At 46.6% G+C, this 17389-nt stretch carries 11 protein-coding genes; 5 read left to right on the top strand and 6 right to left on the bottom strand.

What is annotated here, in order from left to right; all coding sequences use genetic code 11:
- The first annotated feature begins 69 nt into the window (after positions 1 to 69).
- Positions 70 to 1359, top strand: a complete 1290-nt coding sequence (locus tag ACYVGR_RS24280) for an NAD(P)/FAD-dependent oxidoreductase (RefSeq protein WP_460961616.1) — start codon at positions 70 to 72, stop codon at positions 1357 to 1359.
- A 121-nt stretch (positions 1360 to 1480) separates the two neighbouring features.
- Here the strand turns inward: ACYVGR_RS24280 and ACYVGR_RS24275 are convergent, their stop codons facing one another.
- Positions 1481 to 1705 carry a hypothetical protein gene (locus ACYVGR_RS24275; RefSeq protein WP_460961614.1) on the bottom strand — a complete coding sequence of 75 codons (225 nt, stop codon included), beginning with the start codon at positions 1703 to 1705 and terminating at the stop codon, positions 1481 to 1483.
- Positions 1706 to 1933: 228 nt separating this feature from the next.
- Between ACYVGR_RS24275 and ACYVGR_RS24270 the strand changes: the two genes are divergently transcribed.
- From ACYVGR_RS24270 to dnaE, 4 genes are all read left to right on the top strand, one after another.
- The gene (locus ACYVGR_RS24270; protein WP_460961612.1) at positions 1934 to 3223 is read left to right on the top strand and encodes a spinster family MFS transporter; all 1290 of its coding nucleotides are present in this window, start codon (positions 1934 to 1936) and stop codon (positions 3221 to 3223) included.
- 125 nt (positions 3224 to 3348) lie between these two features.
- Positions 3349 to 4653, top strand: a complete 1305-nt coding sequence (locus ACYVGR_RS24265) for a serine hydrolase domain-containing protein (protein ID WP_460961610.1) — start codon at positions 3349 to 3351, stop codon at positions 4651 to 4653.
- A gap of 149 nt (positions 4654 to 4802) precedes the next feature.
- Entirely contained in the window at positions 4803 to 5237 is a 435-nt protein-coding gene (locus ACYVGR_RS24260) for a hypothetical protein (protein ID WP_460961607.1), read from the top strand.
- Positions 5238 to 5394: 157 nt separating this feature from the next.
- Entirely contained in the window at positions 5395 to 9030 is a 3636-nt protein-coding gene (gene dnaE, locus ACYVGR_RS24255; protein ID WP_460961605.1) for a DNA polymerase III subunit alpha, read from the top strand.
- Positions 9031 to 9137: 107 nt separating this feature from the next.
- On the opposite strand, the gene ACYVGR_RS24250 is transcribed toward dnaE, so the two are convergent.
- From ACYVGR_RS24250 to ACYVGR_RS24230, 5 genes are all read right to left on the bottom strand, one after another.
- Positions 9138 to 10874, bottom strand: a complete 1737-nt coding sequence (locus ACYVGR_RS24250) for a RagB/SusD family nutrient uptake outer membrane protein (protein ID WP_460961603.1) — start codon at positions 10872 to 10874, stop codon at positions 9138 to 9140.
- Between the two features lie 91 nt (positions 10875 to 10965).
- Complete coding sequence (locus tag ACYVGR_RS24245; protein ID WP_460961601.1) at positions 10966 to 14256, bottom strand: SusC/RagA family TonB-linked outer membrane protein; 3291 nt, start codon at positions 14254 to 14256, stop codon at positions 10966 to 10968.
- Positions 14257 to 14793: 537 nt separating this feature from the next.
- The gene (locus ACYVGR_RS24240) at positions 14794 to 15066 is read right to left on the bottom strand and encodes a hypothetical protein (RefSeq protein ID WP_460961599.1); all 273 of its coding nucleotides are present in this window, start codon (positions 15064 to 15066) and stop codon (positions 14794 to 14796) included.
- Positions 15067 to 15298: 232 nt separating this feature from the next.
- Positions 15299 to 16069: a LytR/AlgR family response regulator transcription factor gene (locus tag ACYVGR_RS24235; RefSeq protein ID WP_460961597.1), complete on the bottom strand. Its 771-nt coding sequence runs from the start codon at positions 16067 to 16069 to the stop codon at positions 15299 to 15301.
- A gap of 17 nt (positions 16070 to 16086) precedes the next feature.
- The gene (locus tag ACYVGR_RS24230; protein ID WP_460961596.1) at positions 16087 to 17199 is read right to left on the bottom strand and encodes a sensor histidine kinase; all 1113 of its coding nucleotides are present in this window, start codon (positions 17197 to 17199) and stop codon (positions 16087 to 16089) included.
- Between the last annotated feature and the right edge of the window lie 190 nt (positions 17200 to 17389).

The raw sequence follows: 17389 nt of genomic DNA, 5'->3' as shown, positions 1-17389 counted from the left end.
TCCCTCTCCCGTTTTGGGAGAGGGGTTGGGGTGAGGGTAATCCTATAACGTTCTTAACACATTATCAGCATGTCAACCGGTATCCAAAACGACCTAGAAACAGATCGTATAAATCGGCGTCAGTTATTAAAATATAGCCTTCAGGGCGCCGTAGTGAGCACATTAGGCTCTACTGCTTCCGCACAAGCCCATGTTCCAAATTTCATCAAAGAGCCAGCTAAAAATGGCAAAATCATTGTTATTGGAGCGGGTGCGTTTGGGGGCTGGACAGCTTTACATCTACTACGAAAAGGCTACAACGTAACGCTTGTTGATCAATTTGGCCCTGGCAACAATCAGTCAAGTTCAGGTGGTGAAACCCGCCTGATTCGGGCGTATTATGCTGATCCGCTTTATGCCGATATGGCCATACGGGCTTCTCAGCTCTGGAAAGAGAACGAGCCGAAGATGGGGCAAAAAATACTACACCAGAATGGCCTTTTACTTTTCAATTACCCATCTAGCAAGGCCGAAGCTGAAGCCGCCGTTTCGATCTATAAACGATTGGGGCTTCCGCTCGAAAAAGTGAGTTTAGAGGATGCCGTCAAACGATGGCCACAAATTGGTACCGAAGGCCTGGATCACGTCATGTTCGATCCGACGGCTGGGTATCTGGATGCCCGCAAAGGATGTCAGGCTGTTTGTAATCTGTTTGTAAAAGAAGGGGGCACATTTTTGCAACAACAGGTAAAACAAGAAACCATTAAAGGTGGGAAGGCAACTTCCATCACACTTGCCAATGGCACTGTATTGGAGGCCGATCAGTTCGTATTTGCCTGTGGTCCGTGGCAAACGCGTCTTTTCCCAGAACTCACGAAAAAACTTGTGGTGACCCGAGCCCTGGTATTCTTCTTTGCCAGCCCAACAGGTCAATCCGATTTTATGGAGAATAAATTGCCAACTTGGATGGATCGGGATATGGCTGGGCCGTTTCGCTCGTTTGGGGTACCGGGCAGCGATTTTCGTGGTTTCAAATTGGGATTGACTCCTCCAGATAACAACATAACGGATCGGTTTGATACCTATAACCGCTTTGTAAAACCGGAGGAATTTGAATTGGCCTTGGGCGTCATTAAACGACGATTCCCCAAAATGATAGGCCAGCCGCTGATCGAACAGCGCGTTTGTCAGGTGACCATGGCCCCCGACTCTGATTTCATCTTGGATACACATCCGGAAGCCAGCAATCTCTGGGTGATGGGTGGCGACTCTGGACACGGCTATAAACAGGGCGCTTCGTTCGGAGAGATGGCTGCCAATACCGTAGTGGGTGAGAAAGCTAAGTTGGAGAAATTCTCGTTGAAGCGGTTGATTGGGTAAAGTTTACGGAGATGTAAATAGTGTTATTGTTTGTATGACCCCTTCAGGGTCACATGTTTATAGAGGCAATTTTTACTATAAACATGTGACCCTGAAGGGGTCATATTTGATTTCGAGCCGTTTATTCATGAATGCTCTGTGCGCCATACGTGATGTACCGTTGTGTATGAATGTCCAGTATGATATTTAACGTCTTTTCGGCACCCATATACAGACCAACCTCAAACGAACTCTTTTTGGTAGTAGAATCGCCAGGTACGATGGCTAGTGCTTTGGCATTGATGATGGGGGCAATCATGAGTAAGCTCGTGAGTAGGACGTTAATAAATTGTCGTGTTGTTTTCATTGTCTTTGGTCTGTTTGGCCAAAATCCCTCTCTTTACGGATTTCTCCGTCCTGCCCCTTTGTGTTTGCTAGTAATAGCCGATTTTGGCGCGTTACCAAAAACTGAGTTACTGCCAACTCTAACGCGTTTTTGTCATATTTTTCGGCGCGAGCGAAGTAACTGGAAGCCCTCTTTTCCTTTTCGGCATAGTACGTTTAGTTAGAACCGTACACTCCCCTCAACACCTTTATGCAAACCCGTGGAATCACTGCTACTGAGGAAGTGAGCAGCCTGTACCGGAATTACGTTCTGGCGATGCTGACACTCGTGTACGTCTTCAACTTTGTTGATCGGCAATTGCTCGTCATCCTCCAGGAGTCGATAAAAAAGGAGTTGCTATTGTCCGATACCCAGCTTGGGTTACTCTCTGGGTTTACGTTTGCACTTTTTTACGTTACGCTGGGCATTCCCATTGCGCGCCTTGCTGATAAAACCAACCGTAGAAATATTGTAGCCGCATCGCTGGGGCTATGGAGTATAATGACTGCCAGCTCGGGTCTGGTGCGAAATTTCTTTCAGTTGCTATTGGCCCGAATTGGCGTGGGTGTTGGAGAAGCAGGAGGCAGTCCTCCGGCTCATGCCATGATATCCGATTACTTCCCACCCGAAAAACGAGCCACGGCTCTTTCTATCTACTCAACGGGTATTTATTTCGGGATATTGGTGGGGTATTTAATGGGTGGATATTTGAATCAACACCTTGGTTGGCGAAACGCATTTTTTGTGGTGGGTATCCCGGGAGTTGTTTTTTCATTGCTGTTTTTTGCGTTGGTGAAAGAGCCTAAACGTGGAGCTACTGATACAAATCCGACATTGGTTGCTGAGTCGCCCTCATTGCGGGAGGTGTTAAAGCGACTGTATGCCACCAAAACTTTCGTGTATCTGGCGCTGGCTACAGGATTACATGTCTTTTGCCTGTATGGCGTGAATAACTGGGCACCCTCTTTTCTAGCGAGGATTCATGGTATGAAGAATACGGAAATAGGTGCTTTACTCGGTCCACTTTTTGGTATTGGTGGGGCCATCGGCTCTTATGCAGGTGGGTTATTGACCGATCACTTCGGAAAAATAGATAAACGGCTGTATCTCAGAATTCCAGCTTACGCTATTATCATCTCTATTCCATGCATAACAGGAGCCCTTTTTCTGGAAAATACGACTTATTCACTGGTTGGCCTGGGACTAACCGCGTCTCTGCAAAGCCTGTATTTGGGGCCATCTATTGCAGTAGCTCATAGTCTGGTTCCGTCGTCGATGCGTTCGCTTACGTCTGCGATTCTCTTTTTTGTACTCAATCTGGTTGGGTTGGGATTTGGGCCATTGGTTGTCGGCATGCTCAGTGACTGGCTGACTCCGACTCTAGGCAATGAGTCGCTACGATGGGCGATGTCGATCGTAATCTTTATCAGTTTTGGATCGACTACTCTCTTTTTGATCGCTTCCAAAAAATTAGCGACCGATCTACAGTCACTGCGTTGACATTAAGTAGATGGACAATGTAAAATGAAATGATAGACGGATAATGGTATGACTGTCAATAGGTTGTTATCCATTTTACATTGTTCATGATCCATTTACGCAAAAACATATCCTACTTCAAAGCTATGACTCGTTCCCTAATCGCCCTATTGATTCTGTTTTCCAGTATCGTTTACGAACAAACGGTACAGGCACAACCAAAAATACTGACTGAAGCGGCTCCGGCGGCTGGTGGCTTTTCGGCGGCTCGTCTTGCCCGATTGGATGCTAGCATGCAAGCTTGGGTTAACCAGAAATGGGTGAATGGATCTGTGGTTTTAATCGCTCGTCATGGCAAAATTGTGTTCTACAAAGCGCACGGTTATAACGACCCAGCTACAAAAGCTCCTCTTGACAAGACCGGTATATTTCGGGTTGCTTCCCAAACGAAAGCGCTCACTACGGTTGCCGTCATGATGCTATGGGAAGAGGGAAAATTCTCGCTGGATGATCCGGTTTCTAAATTCATTCCAACCTTTGCTAATCAAAAAGTGCTGGCTACGTTCAACGCCAAAGACACTAGCTACACGACTGTTCCAGCCAAACGACCCGTCACGATTCGCGATCTGCTGACCCATACATCGGGTTTAGGTTACCCCGCCATCGGGCCTCCGGCAGAAAGCGCCATTTATGCGAAAAGTAATATGACCGGTGGAGTTGGTGTCAAAGGCCAAAAACTTTCTGACGCCATGACTCGCTTGGGTACTCTACCACTCTTTTTTCAACCCGGCGAGCAATGGAAATATGGGCTGAATATGGACGTATTAGGCTATCTGATTGAGAAATGGTCCGGTATGTCTCTGGAAGATTTTTTCCAAAAGCGTATTTGTCAGCCACTTGGCATGAAAGACACCTATTTTAACGTTCCTCCCGAGAAAGGCCCCCGACTGGTCAACTTTTTCCAGGGCGATTCTGCAGGAACCATCAAAAAGCAGGCTTCGGTCTTTGGGGGTGCTCTTGATATGAATTACCCACTTCAAAAACACGACTATTTTTCGGGTGGAGGGGGCATGTCATCCACGGTTTATGATTATGCTATTTTCCTGCAAATGTTGCTAAATAATGGGGAGTACAATGGTGTGCGTCTACTGGCTCGCAATACGGTGCGTCTGATGACTATGAATCAAATTGGCGACCTAAATCCCAATATCGGCGAGCATGCCCTTGATAATAAATTCGGGTTCGGTTTTCTGGTTATTTCTGAAAATGGGAGCAAGTTTACCCCCAGTCAGGCAGGTACGTACTCCTGGGGTGGCGTTTTTTCGACCTCGTATTGGGTCGATCCTAAAGAAGATATGCTGGTGTTAATCTATCGAAATATGTGGGGACCGTACGTTTCCAACACTGATAAAGCCTTTAAGCCGTTGGTATATCAGGCGATCAATGACTGATGAGCAAAAGTTATAAGATCTGTTAATCTCAATCTATTTACCGCTTATTGGTGGCCTTTATTTGACTTTTTAAGGGGATAGTATAAAAATAGTAAGACAAAAACATCTGCAATTAGTTATCTGTCAAACAGTTTATTCACCAGCTAACTATGAACATCGCTCGACTTTATACTAGCTCTCTTCTGATGATTGCATTGCTTGGTGGTTGTCAGAAAAAAGATGAACCTCAGGCCACAAACTGCCAGCCGCCAACTACCCTTGTTGCCAAAGCTCCCTGCGAAAGCGGATACCCAGGTGCTCAATTAGTAGCGTCAAATTATGTAGGAGGAGAGTTTACTCAGTTCATCTATTATATCTTCGTTCAAAAAGATACCCTCTCCAGTGATCTGACAAAAAGCTCCTATGCCAATGCGTCAAATCAACAAATTATTATCTCCGAAACCGTTTTAAAAGATGCCCCTAAGTTTGTGGTACAGGTGACGATCAATTGTGATGGGAAAGACCTACCGTCCAGATACTTCGCCTTTGTGAAACGACCCACTGCCAATTCTGGCTGTTATGTTTGGGCGTTGCAGAATCAGTAAGCAGTATAATCTCAAGTAGATTGCCACTCAATACGTTACCAAAATCTTTTCAAAATTCCTGACCATACCTCGTCTGTCTCCCCGTCAGTTTTCTTAAATTTACAGAAGTACAAAATCCTGTAAATCGTAATAATCAGGAAAATCCAGGTTCAGACGTATGCAATTCTCACACCTTCACTGCCACACACAATACTCGCTGCTCGACGGTCAGGCCGATATTAAGAAGCTGATTAAGAAGGCAAAAGCCGACAATATGCCTGCCGTTGCCATCACGGATCACGGCAACATGTTCGGGGTATTTGAGTTTGTGGCTGAAGCCAGCAAGCAGGGCATCAAGCCGATTGTGGGATGTGAATTCTACGTGGTGGAGGATCACCATAAAAAGCAGTTTACCAAGGAACAGAAAGATGTTCGGTATCACCAACTGCTGTTGGCCAAGAACGCACAGGGGTATAAAAATCTGGCGAAGCTCTGCTCACTAGGGTATATGGAGGGTTTGTACGGCAAATATCCCCGTGTTACCAAAGCACTGATCGACCAATATAAAGAGGGGCTGATTGCATCCACCTGTTGTATCGGAGCATCTGTTCCAAAAACAATTCTTAAAAAAGGCGAAGAAGCGGGCGAAATTGAATTCAAATGGTGGCTCGATCGCTTTGGCGAGGATTACTACGTAGAGTTACAGCGCCACGAAATTCCTGATCAGATCAAAGCCAACGAAGTACTGATCAAGTTCGCCCGGAAGTATAATGTTAAAATTATTGCGTCCAACGATTCGCACTATGTCGATCAGGACGACTGGGTAGCGCACGATATCCTGCTGTGTGTCAACACCAACGAGAAGCAAAGCACACCGTCGATGAAAGAATTCAGCGACGATGAGGTGATGCCCAAAAATACGCGTTTTGCCTTCTTCAGCGATCAGTTCTATTTCAAGAACACGCAGGAGATGACCACGCTTTTCAAAGACCTTCCCGAAGCCATCGACAATACCAACGAGATTGTTGGCAAAGTAGATACGCTGAAGTTGAAGCGGGACATTATGCTGCCCAACTTTCCCATTCCGAAGGAGTTCCAGCAGCATACCGACGATGTACTCAACCAGTGGGAATACCTGCGCCACCTTACGTATGAAGGGGCCAAACAGCGCTATGTAGATATTCTTCCGCATATTCAGGAACGCCTTGACTTCGAGTTGTTTACCATCAAGACAATGGGGTTCGCGGGTTACTTCCTGATCGTGTCTGATTTCATCAAAGCTGGTCGCGATTTGGGGGTTATGATTGGCCCTGGTCGTGGTTCGGCGGCTGGTAGCGCGGTGGCGTATTGTACCGGAATTACTAATATTGACCCCATTAAATACGATCTTCTGTTCGAGCGATTCCTGAACCCCGACCGGAAGTCAATGCCCGATATCGATACAGACTTCGATGATGAAGGCCGCCAGAAGGTGATTGATTATGTGGTGCAGAAGTACGGAAAATCGCAGGTTGCCCAGATTGTGACCTACGGTACGATGGCCTCGAAATCGTCGATCAAAGACGTTGCGCGGGTTATGGATTTGCCTTTGCAGGATGCCAACGCCGTTGTGAAGCTCGTGCCCGATAAGCCGACCTACAACATGACCCTCAAGCGTATCTTCGAAGACCCGATTGATGGGCCGGGCGGTTTGGCCAGCGTTATTCAGCCCGAAGAGGTTGATAATGTGAAGCGAATGCGTGCGCTTGAAGCAGGCGACAGGAGTGCCGCGCAGGCCATGCGCATTGTCGATTATGAAAAGGTATCGGCGGTACTCAAACAGGCCCGAAAGCTAGAAGGTACGGTTCGTAATACAGGCCTGCACGCAGCAGGAATTATCATCGCCCCCAGCGATTTATCGGATATTGTTCCGGTCTCGACCTCAAAAGATACGAACCTGATTATTACCCAGTATGAGGGTAAAGTTATTGAGGACGCGGGTGTAATCAAGATGGACTTTTTGGGTCTGCGCAACTTGACCATCATCAAGGAGTGCCTGCGGCTCATCAAGCAGAATCACGGCGGCTTTTTCGTCAATGGTGTCGAAACCGATATCGATGATATTCCGCTAGACGACGACGAAACCTACAAACTCTTCCAGCGGGGTGAAACCAACGCCGTATTCCAGTTTGAATCCGACGGCATGAAGAAGCACATGAAAGACCTGAAGCCTGACCGCTTCGGTGACCTCATTGCCATGAATGCCCTCTACCGCCCAGGTCCGATTGCTTACATTCCGAACTACATCAACCGGAAACACGGTCGCGAAGAAGTTAAATACGATATGCCAGAAATGGAGGAGTATTTGGCTGATACCTACGGGATTACGGTTTATCAGGAGCAGTTGATGCTGCTCTCGCAAAAGCTGGGCAACTTCACCAAAGGCGACGCCGATATTTTGCGGAAGGCGATGGGGAAGAAGGACAAGGCCACGCTGGATAAAATGAAGGGTAAGTTTATGGATGGTTGTGCATCCAACAATTTGCCCCTAAAAGTTTGTGAAAAAGTCTGGACCGACTGGGAGGCTTTCGCGTCGTACGCCTTTAACAAATCGCACTCGACCTGCTACGCCTTCGTTGCCTATCAAACGGCTTACCTGAAAGCCCATTACCGCTCGGAGTATATGGCGGCCGTTTTAACAAGCTGCCTGGGCACGATCGACAAGATTACGTTCTTCATGGAGGAATGTAAGAATATCAACATTCCCGTTCTTGGGCCCGATGTAAACGAATCAGAGCGCTTCTTTGGGGTTAACCAAAAAGGGGAAATTCGTTTTGGATTGGGTGGTATCAAAGGAGCGGGTGATGCGGCCGTCGAAGCCATTATTGAGGAACGAAAAGCAGGCGGTCCCTTCAAAGATATATTCGACTTTGCCATTCGCGTCAACCTCCGAACGGTGAACAAGAAAACCTGGGAATCGCTGGCCTATGCGGGGGCATTCGATAACCTTGACGAGTACCACCGGGCGCAGTATTTCAACATGGCCGAAGGCGATACATCGCCATTTCTGGATAAAATCATTCGGTATGCCAACAACTACCATGCTGAGAAGGCAGCCGCTCAACAGTCGTTGTTTGGGGCTATGATGAATGGCGAACCTATGCTTGCCCGACCCAAAGCCCCTACGGTAGAGGAGTGGAATCAGATTGAAAAATTGAAGTTTGAGAAAGACGTTGTCGGCTTTTATATCACAGGCCATCCACTCGACGAGTTTAAACTCGAAATGGATGGATTCTGTAATTGTACGCTTGCCAATATTTTTGAGACCAAACAGCCCGAAATTAAAGTCGGTGGAATTGTGTCGGCGGTACAAATGCGGGTAACTAAAAGCGGTAACCCGTTCTGTATCTTCAAGATAGAAGACTACAACTCGTCACTCGAAATGGCTCTGTTCGGTGATGATTACGTCCGACTGGTGCAATACATTGAAGTAGGCCGCTTCCTGCACATTACAGGTAAAACCCAGAACAAATGGGGCTCTGAGCAATTGGAATTCAAGCCTGTGAGCATTCGGTTGTTGAACGACATGCGTGAAAAGTTCTGCAAGGAATTACGTGTATCGCTAACGCTCGACGCCCTGAATGCCCAGGTCATTGCGAAGCTCAACGAGCTGGCTAATGCGCACCCCGGCACCTGTACGCTTTCCTTCAACGTCGTCGACCCAATTGAGCGCATCGAGATCAGTTTACAGGCAAGAACACTGAAAGTTTCTCCAGCTAACTCATTCCTGAAGGCGTTGGAAGCGATAGATGGCGTGACGTGTAAGGTGGCGTAGGTCGCAGTTAAAAGGAGGAGATATTGTTAGTTTCCTAATCCATTACTATACAACAAAGAAGCCCAGCCTGATGATCAGGCTGGGCTTCTTTGTTGTATAGTAATGGATTAATATCCAGGGTTTTGAGCGAGTACGCTCTTGCCCTGCGAGTCAATCTGAGTCTGCGGAATCGGCATGTACTCATCTTTGCCCGCAGTGAACTTAGCACCTGTGTAACCCACTGACAACAATTTGCTTTCGTAGGCAATGAAGGCGTTCATAACTGTTGAAGCGGTTCCCCAACGGACTAAATCGTAGAACCGGTGGCCTTCGCCCGATAGCTCCAACTTACGCTCAAACTGAACCGCTGTCCGAGCCGTTGCCTTATCGGCAAAAGCCGTGTATAAACCAATTTGATAGTTGGCGGCATTGGCGCCAGCAGCCGTTTTTACATAAGTCGTGCCTTTGGCCCGGCTGCGAATCTGGTTTACATACGACAGTGCCGTTGCCAGGCTACCCACTTCCACTTCACACTCAGCCGCCATCAATAAGACGTCGGCATACCGGATAATGTTGTAGTTGATGGCTGAATAACCATCCGTCCACGAGCTACCATCGGTCAGGGATTTATCCTGCGATTTGTAGAAAACAAACTTGATCGGCGAGTAAGGGCCGGCAAACGTCTGGTCACGAATCCAGTCTTGACCTGGGTGAACCTGCCAATCCAGGTAAGGAATACCCCGACGACCAACCGACCAGTCCAGACGAGGATCGACTGGACCTGCATCAGGTGTAAAGGCAGCACTCGACGCAATACCCATATCCGTTTTCAACTGGTTGGCACTGCTGTTATACGAACCATCCAATAATGGCAAACCATTGGCATCCACCCGGAAGGAGTTGGCTAACTCAAAGCTAGGGGCAAAGAAACCGCAGCAACCCGCAGGACCGTTCGACCCCGTGTTGTAAGGGAAGTTCAGCACCAGATCCGGGTTGGCATTGTCTGAGCTACCCGTGTTGGCAGCCGCCTGAATGGCGAAAACAGACTCTGAGCTGTTGTCTTTAGCGGCATTGAAGTTATCCTGGAAGTTAGCTACCAGAGCGTACTTTTTGCCATCGGAAGTCATGCCACTGGCAATCACCTGATCGAAGAGGGTTTTGGCATCCGCATATTTCTTCTGGTAGAGATAGGTCTTAGCCAGATAAGCAGTCGCAGCCCATTTGTTGGCTCGACCTACAGCCCCCTGACTCACTGGCAGGTTATCAGCTGCGTATTTGAAATCAGCCTCAATGTTAGGCCAGATATCAGAACTATTAGGAACGGCTTCAATACCTGTACCATAATCCTTTGTTTCGTCAACATAAGGAACCATGTTGAAGGCGCGCTTTAACTCGAAATAGTAGTGGCCACGCAGGAAGCGAGCTTCTCCCGAGATGCGGGCTTTATCAGCTGCTGTCACGTCAGAACCGGCTGTGGCTAACGAGCGCAGGGTGGAGTTACAGCGAGCAATGCCTTCGTACATGGCATTCCACTTGGCATTCACCTCACCGCTGGAAGGCAGCAACTGATAAGTCTGATAAGGGGTCAGGGCGTTAAAGTCCCCTGAGTTAGAGCCTTTGTTGGCATCTCCACCAGAAATACTACCGCGTACCCAGTTGAAGGAGCTGGCTGATTGAGAGAAGCCACGGGCGTTCAACTGAGCGTAGGCACCAATCAGGAGTCCGTCGAGTCCCGCTTTTGACGTGAGATTAATCCCGGCAAGCTGTCCGGTGGCGGGCACGTCAAGGAATTTGTCCTGGCAAGCGAAGGTAACCATGACCATCATGGCAGTGGCTACGGTTCCCTTGGTTATAAATTGTTTCATAGTGCGAGTTGACTAAGAAATAAGAATGTTTTTGAGGAAACAGGCTGTTAATTTGGGTAAACTCACAGCCTGTTGTGATGACTGAATCAGGTTAAAATCCAAAGCTTAAGCCTACGTTGTAGCCACGCTGAACAGGGTAGTTACCGATGTCGATACCAAAGTTCTGGTCAGCTGATCCACCTACGCCTGGGTCAAGACCCGAGTATTTGGTGATGGTGAACAGGTTGGTAGCCGATACTGATAAACGCAACCGGCTCAGGTTTACTTTGTTCAGGATCACGGCTGGGAAGGTATAGCCCAGGTTCAGATACTGCATCCGGGCGTACGAACCGTTTTCTACGTAGTACGAGTTTGCCTGGGTGTTGGTGCTGAAGTTCGAAGCACTTTCGAAAATGGGCACCGTCGTGTTGGTGTGAGTCGGTAACCACGAGTCTTTCACCCGTCCGCTAACCGCTGCACCCGTAAAGGATGGGTAGAAGTCGGTGAACCAACGTTGGTTGTTGAAGATCTTGTTGCCCAAAGAAGTATACACGTTCGTGTTCAGGTCGAAACCTTTGTACTTCAGCGTCAGGGTGATACTACCCGTGAACTTCGGAATTGGGCTACCCAGGAACTGACGGTCATCATCATTGATTTTGCCATCACCATTGGTATCAGCATAGCGGAAGCGGCCTGGAGCGGCACCATCCTGCGTTGGCGCAGCGGCTACTTCTTCTTTGCTGTTGAACAGACCAATTACTTTATAGCCATAGAACGACGAGAGGTCATGGCCTGGTTGGTTACGTACAACAGGTGTACCTAAACGAGTACCACCCGCGGTGAAGTAAGGAACCGATGGGTCAATTGCGGTAATCTGGTTCTTCAGGAAGCTAGCAATACCGGTTACTTCATAGGTCAGATCGCCTGCCAAAGTACCGCGGTTGGTCACCAAAATGTCGATCCCTTTGTTGGTCATACTCGCTACGTTTTTGTAAGGAGCATTAGAGCGAACCCCAACTACGCCAGGTAGCGACAGTGGGTATAGTAGATCTTTGGTATCCTTCTGCCAGAAATCAAGCACGACTTCTAACTTGTTGTTGAAGAAAGCTCCATCGATACCAATGTTCGACGTGATACTAGACTCCCATTTAGCGCCTGCATTCCCGATCTGGGTACGATAGAAACCTGATGCAATCGATCCGTTCGAGCCCGTGATGTCATAACCCTGGCTAGCATCACCACCATAGAGGTTATATTGGTTAGTTGCACTCAGGTAGTTAGAGTTACCCATGATCCCGTAGCCACCACGTACTTTCAGGTCAGATACCCAGGGCAGGTTCTTCATGAACTCTTCGGACGATAAACGCCAGGCTGCCGAGAAGGCCGGGAATACCCCGTAGCGGTTGGTAGCGGCAAATTGCGACGAACCATCCCGGCGGATTACGCCAGTCAGGATGTACTTATCGTTGTAGGTGTAGCGAGCCTGGGCAAACAGCGAGTAGAACTTGTTACCTAAGTAATAACTACTGTTCACCTGACGGGTAGCACCGGGTGTTGTGGTGCTGATAGTCACGTAGTTCGGGTCGGTCGAAAAGGGGTTCTGACCTGAACCGCTAATACTGCGTCCTGCACCATTATTTAAGGCTTCGATACCCCCTAAGGCAAAGATGTCATGACGACCAAACTTCTGTTTGAAAGTAGCCGTGTTGGTGAACGTCCAGGCTAAACCGTATCCTGATCCTTCGCTGTAAGTGTAGGTGGTGTTGTTTTCCGAGTTTTCGTACTGCACCCGACCGTAGCTATTGTAGTAGTTGGTGAAGTAGTTACCACCAATACTACTACGCAACGTTAACGAAGGAATCACATCGTACTCTAAGTAGGCATTCCCAAAACCGTAGATGTTGAAGTTACCGTTGTTAGCGTTAGCGGTCCGGTCAGCAACTGCATTGTGTGGGTTGTTAAAACCAGGAGCGGCAGTACCCGCGTAGCCACCAAACGAGTTATAAACCGGGATAATTGGAGGAGTACGGAAAGCTGTCAATACTTCATTCTCATCTGAAGATGAGCTCGAGTTGTTGTTGGTGGAGTTACCAAATTGGTTACCTACTCCACCTAACACACCTTTATTGGCGATGTACGCTAGTTGGAAATTTTCACCGAAACGGAGTTTTTTGGTGATATCGAACTCGGTGTTAGCACGAAGTGTATAGCGAGAATAATCGTTGAAAATAACGATACCTGCTTGTTTTTGCATAGCCAGGCTGACGTAGAAACGGCTGGATTCGGTACCGCCCGAGAAGCCTAATGAATGACGCATCATAGGAGCAACCCGAGTGATGGCAGCGTACCAATCGGTACCCGCTTTGTTCGATGGAATCACGTTATAGATTGCACCGTTAGCTGGGTTAATGTTATACTTAGCCGCTTCGGCTGTCAGGTCAACCTGTGAGGCCGATAAGCCCGAACGGCTACCAACCAGCAGGTAGTCAGGTAAAACAGGAGTTGGACCACTACCGTACTGACCGCTAGCAATACCCGTGAAACTGTCAGGGCCAATTGTACCACCAGCTTGATAAATATCATTTTTACGAGCCTGCCAGGTCCAGTCAGCTTGTTCCTGTGGATTCAAAATCGGTAGGCTTTTACCTGGGTCGGTTGCCCCAAATAGACCGTCGTAGCTGATACTCAGCTTCTGAGCCCGGCGCTGTCCTTTCTTGGTGGTCAGGACAATCACACCCGAAGCAGCCCGTGCTCCATAGATCGAAGCTGAAGCGGCATCTTTCAGAACGGTGGTGCTTTCAATATCATCCGGTGAAATGTACTGGATGTTCTGCGTAGGCACGCCGTCTACTACGTACAGCGGTTGGTTACCCCCGAACGAACCGAACCCGCGAACCCGAACCTGGCTGGATGTACCTGGCTGACCGTTGGTGATCACGGTTACCCCCGCAACGCGGCCCTGTAACTGTTGCTCAACGTTGGCTGAAGGGACCACTTTCAGTTGGGCGGGCTTCACTGTCGAAACAGCACCAGTCACATCCCGGCGGTTTTCAGTGGAGTACCCCGTTACAACAACCTCACTTAAGGCAGTCGCATCGTCTTCGAGTCGGACGTCAATATTAGTTTGATTGCCGATCGAAACTTCCTGCGTCTTAAAGCCAATAGCTGAGATAACAAGCACTGGACTGGCTCCCCGGATGTTCAACGAGAAACTACCATTTGCATCGGAACTGGTACCGGTTTGGGTACCTTTTAGCACGATGTTGGCACCTGGCACAGCGCCATCACTACCTGTAATTTTACCCGTCAAACGACGGTCCTGGGCGGAAACTTTAAAGTTTCCCAGCAATAATAATGCACCCAGAAAAGCTGTCTGCAGAAATCTGTAGAACGTTGCTTTCATGAAGATTAGGTTGGTTTTTTAAAATGAGTAATCGGGCCAATATTAAAGAGTGGGAATTATATTTCAAAAAGATATATAAATAGTACTATGGTCTATTTTTTCATCTAATAATCTAATTATCAGAAAAGTTAAATTTTAATTGTGTATATATATTGATTTTCAATTAGTTACATTAAATTTTATGTTAATTAAATTATCTTTTTTTTATTGAATTAAAATTTAATTAATGAAAGTACTTTTGTCCAATTTTTTCAACAAAAAAGCTCGTAAAAAATCAATTTTTCGTTTTTGAAAAATTGATTTTTTACGAGCTTTTTTGTTAATATATCTAGCTAAATTAACGAAAATTAAGTGTTAATACTTAACTAAATTACTTAGTACATACTGTGATTTTTGTTGTCTAGTCTTATAAAGGTTAGGGTTTAGAAAAATAAACGTTATAACGTACCGCTCTAATGGAATTCGTTACCTTAAGACTCGCTGAATCCACTAATTATCAGATGATTTAATTGAGCTTTTCGAGCCTGCTTGCGTACGTTAATTGTGTGATAACGCTTGTTGGGTCGTACTGGATTCTGCTAATCCTGGAAAGCACCGCTGACAATAGACAGGCTTTACACCCAAATCCTGACTGAATCCTTGAGCTGCTTCCAGAGCGAGCTCAAAGCTAGCATAACCACCTCGCCAACGACCCGTTAAATAACCAAGCTTTTTGGGTTGCATCCCTTTGCCATTATTACAAAACCGGCAGCTACCTACATGTAACGTTACCTTTGGATTGCGGAAATACGCATAGAAATAGTAATTCATAACCCCTGTAATCAGTTGTGTAACCGTTGAGAACTACCGATGACAGTGGCTAATTGCACCTGTCAGCAGTTGTCAGGTTGTCCATCCGCCAACTAAATCCGGCAGAAAGACATTGCTAATTTTGCCCGGCGGTTAGTGAAGACGAAAAAAAAGATGACTGATTCCGGGTTTGGGGGGTTGAATTCGGGATTTTGGCGGTTGAAACCGGGAGGAGGAAAGAGGTATTAATAGCTTATCGACCTAGCCAGTCTTTAAATTCAGTGACACGCTCAACACTGACAAACACTTCCTGACGGGCCGCTGGCTGTAGCTCAACTTTGAGTTTACTGCCCGAGTAGGTATGGACAGACTGGATTGCATCAATAGCCACTAAATACGAACGATTGACACGAAAGAACTGACCAGGATCGACTAGCTGGCTTAGCTTATCCAGGCTATAATCAATCGATATAGGAGGGCCAACCTGGGGCATTAAGTAGGTCGCTTTGTTCTCAAAAAAGAAATAAGCTATTGCATCGGTTCGAATGCTGCGAAGTTTGGGCCCAACGCTAACCATAAATCGGTCGCGGTAGGTTTTGGATTCATCTCCTCTTGCGAGTTGATCCACAACAAGGTGCTCCGTCCCCGGCTCATTGGGCAATTGACGAAATAATTTGAATTTATTTAAAGCTGCCGTAAGCTCCTCAATACCAATAGGTTTTAGTAGGTAATCGACACTATTGGCTTTAAAGGCCTGTAAGGCGTGGTTCTCGTGGGCCGTCGTAAAAATGATTGGAATCGTTAAATTAAGTTGCTCAATCAGGCTAAACCCTAAGTCGTCTTCCAGAAAAATATCCAGAAAAATCAAATCTGGTGAAGCAGGTTGAGGAGTGGTTAGCCAGTTGATCGATTTGGCTACAGATGGTAGGAAAGCTAGTACTTTAATGGTGGGGTCATACTCATGGAGCAATGTGGATAGCCGCTGAGCGGTTAATGCTTCATCTTCAATGATTAATACATTCATAACGTTTTAAATGGCAACTAGACAAGCAACGGAATTTTAACAATAAATATGCCGTCCTGATCGCCAAAGCAAACAGGACGTTTGGTAAGTAGTCGGTACCGATCAGCTATATTTTTTAAACCCAGCCCGGTCGAAGTCTCTTTCTGGGGTCTCAATCGAATAGGGTTGGTAACCAATAAATAATCGTCTTCAGTTTGTATATTTACCAGAAGAGGCTCTTCGCTCGACATTTGATTGTGTTTTACTACATTTTCAATTAATAGCTGTAGGGTCAATGGAGCAATGTTGTATTTAGTCGCTATGGATGCCGATACATCGGTTCTAATCTTCAACTTTTCACCAAAGCGAATTTGAAGTAGAAACGTATAGGCATTCGTAAAGTTTAATTCATCCTGAAGTTTAATGTAGTTGGTATCCCGTTGTTCTAAAATGTAACGAAACGCCTTTGCCAGTTGACCAACAAATTGAATAGAGAGTTTAGGGTTAGGTTCAATGAGTGAGGAAAGAATACTTAGGCTATTGAAAAGAAAATGGGGATTTACCTGGTTTTTAAGCGCCATAAACTGAGCCTGGATAGCCTCCTGTTTAAGTTGCTCCGCGTTTACTTTTATGGCTTCCAATCGTTTGTACCCTCTTCGGTTAGCCGCCAGATAGAACGCCGACAGCATAGCCATGATAGTTAATCCGTTATCAATTTTTTTTCGTTGATTACTCTCTTCAGGGCTTAAGGTGAGCGCTGAAGTACGAATTGGCTGCGAAAAATGAAAACGTTCCACACCTGCCATTATAATCCACATCCGGTGAAAAGCTATATTAAATAAGACAGCCAGGGCTCCTGCCACGACTAAAGTAGCTAGCTGAGCGGGTAAGTCAAACTCAATCAGAAATTCCCTGTTCATCTTGCTAAAAAAACGTTGCTGAATCCAATCCGTAACCGTGAGCCACAGGCCAAAGAACAGGATCGTCACGATAATTTCCATGATCCAGAAAGGCCATACCCGTTGGACTAATTCGAGCGAAAAGTGGTTTATATGAACGTAGATACGAATAGGCCAGTAAATGGCAAACACAGTTGTAGCAAGCTGCCATTTTTGTTTATAGGTTAGCTGGTTCTCAATTTTATTGTTCATGCGCAACGAAGCTAAGGCAATCTCTTTTTTCTGATCAAGGTTCTTTGGTAAATGTTATTTGTGGATAGGTAGTCACTTTTTAGGGGCCTTGGAAGAAGGTTATCCTAAGTCGACTCTATAAGTATTTTTACGCAAAGTTGTACTGTAGATTTTATCGTTAAACTTGTGATTCTATTTCTCCCCCGTATTC

It is taken from the genome of Spirosoma litoris (assembly GCF_054776755.1).
The sequence above is the reverse complement of the archived record's forward strand: the minus strand, read 5'-3'. Positions and strand labels throughout refer to the sequence as shown.

What these genes read in the sequence shown, in the direction of transcription:
- ACYVGR_RS24265 (WP_460961610.1), top strand. Translation starts at nt 3,349, where the DNA reads ATGACTCGTTCCCTAATCGCCCTATTGATTCTGTTTTCCAGTATCGTT.
- ACYVGR_RS24235 (WP_460961597.1), bottom strand. Translation starts at nt 16,069, where the DNA reads ATGAATGTATTAATCATTGAAGATGAAGCATTAACCGCTCAGCGGCTA.
- ACYVGR_RS24245 (WP_460961601.1), bottom strand. Translation starts at nt 14,256, where the DNA reads ATGAAAGCAACGTTCTACAGATTTCTGCAGACAGCTTTTCTGGGTGCA.
- ACYVGR_RS24260 (WP_460961607.1), top strand. Translation starts at nt 4,803, where the DNA reads ATGAACATCGCTCGACTTTATACTAGCTCTCTTCTGATGATTGCATTG.
- ACYVGR_RS24240 (WP_460961599.1), bottom strand. Translation starts at nt 15,066, where the DNA reads ATGAATTACTATTTCTATGCGTATTTCCGCAATCCAAAGGTAACGTTA.
- ACYVGR_RS24275 (WP_460961614.1), bottom strand. Translation starts at nt 1,705, where the DNA reads ATGAAAACAACACGACAATTTATTAACGTCCTACTCACGAGCTTACTC.
- ACYVGR_RS24280 (WP_460961616.1), top strand. Translation starts at nt 70, where the DNA reads ATGTCAACCGGTATCCAAAACGACCTAGAAACAGATCGTATAAATCGG.
- ACYVGR_RS24230 (WP_460961596.1), bottom strand. Translation starts at nt 17,199, where the DNA reads ATGAACAATAAAATTGAGAACCAGCTAACCTATAAACAAAAATGGCAG.
- ACYVGR_RS24270 (WP_460961612.1), top strand. Translation starts at nt 1,934, where the DNA reads ATGCAAACCCGTGGAATCACTGCTACTGAGGAAGTGAGCAGCCTGTAC.
- dnaE (WP_460961605.1), top strand. Translation starts at nt 5,395, where the DNA reads ATGCAATTCTCACACCTTCACTGCCACACACAATACTCGCTGCTCGAC.
- ACYVGR_RS24250 (WP_460961603.1), bottom strand. Translation starts at nt 10,874, where the DNA reads ATGAAACAATTTATAACCAAGGGAACCGTAGCCACTGCCATGATGGTC.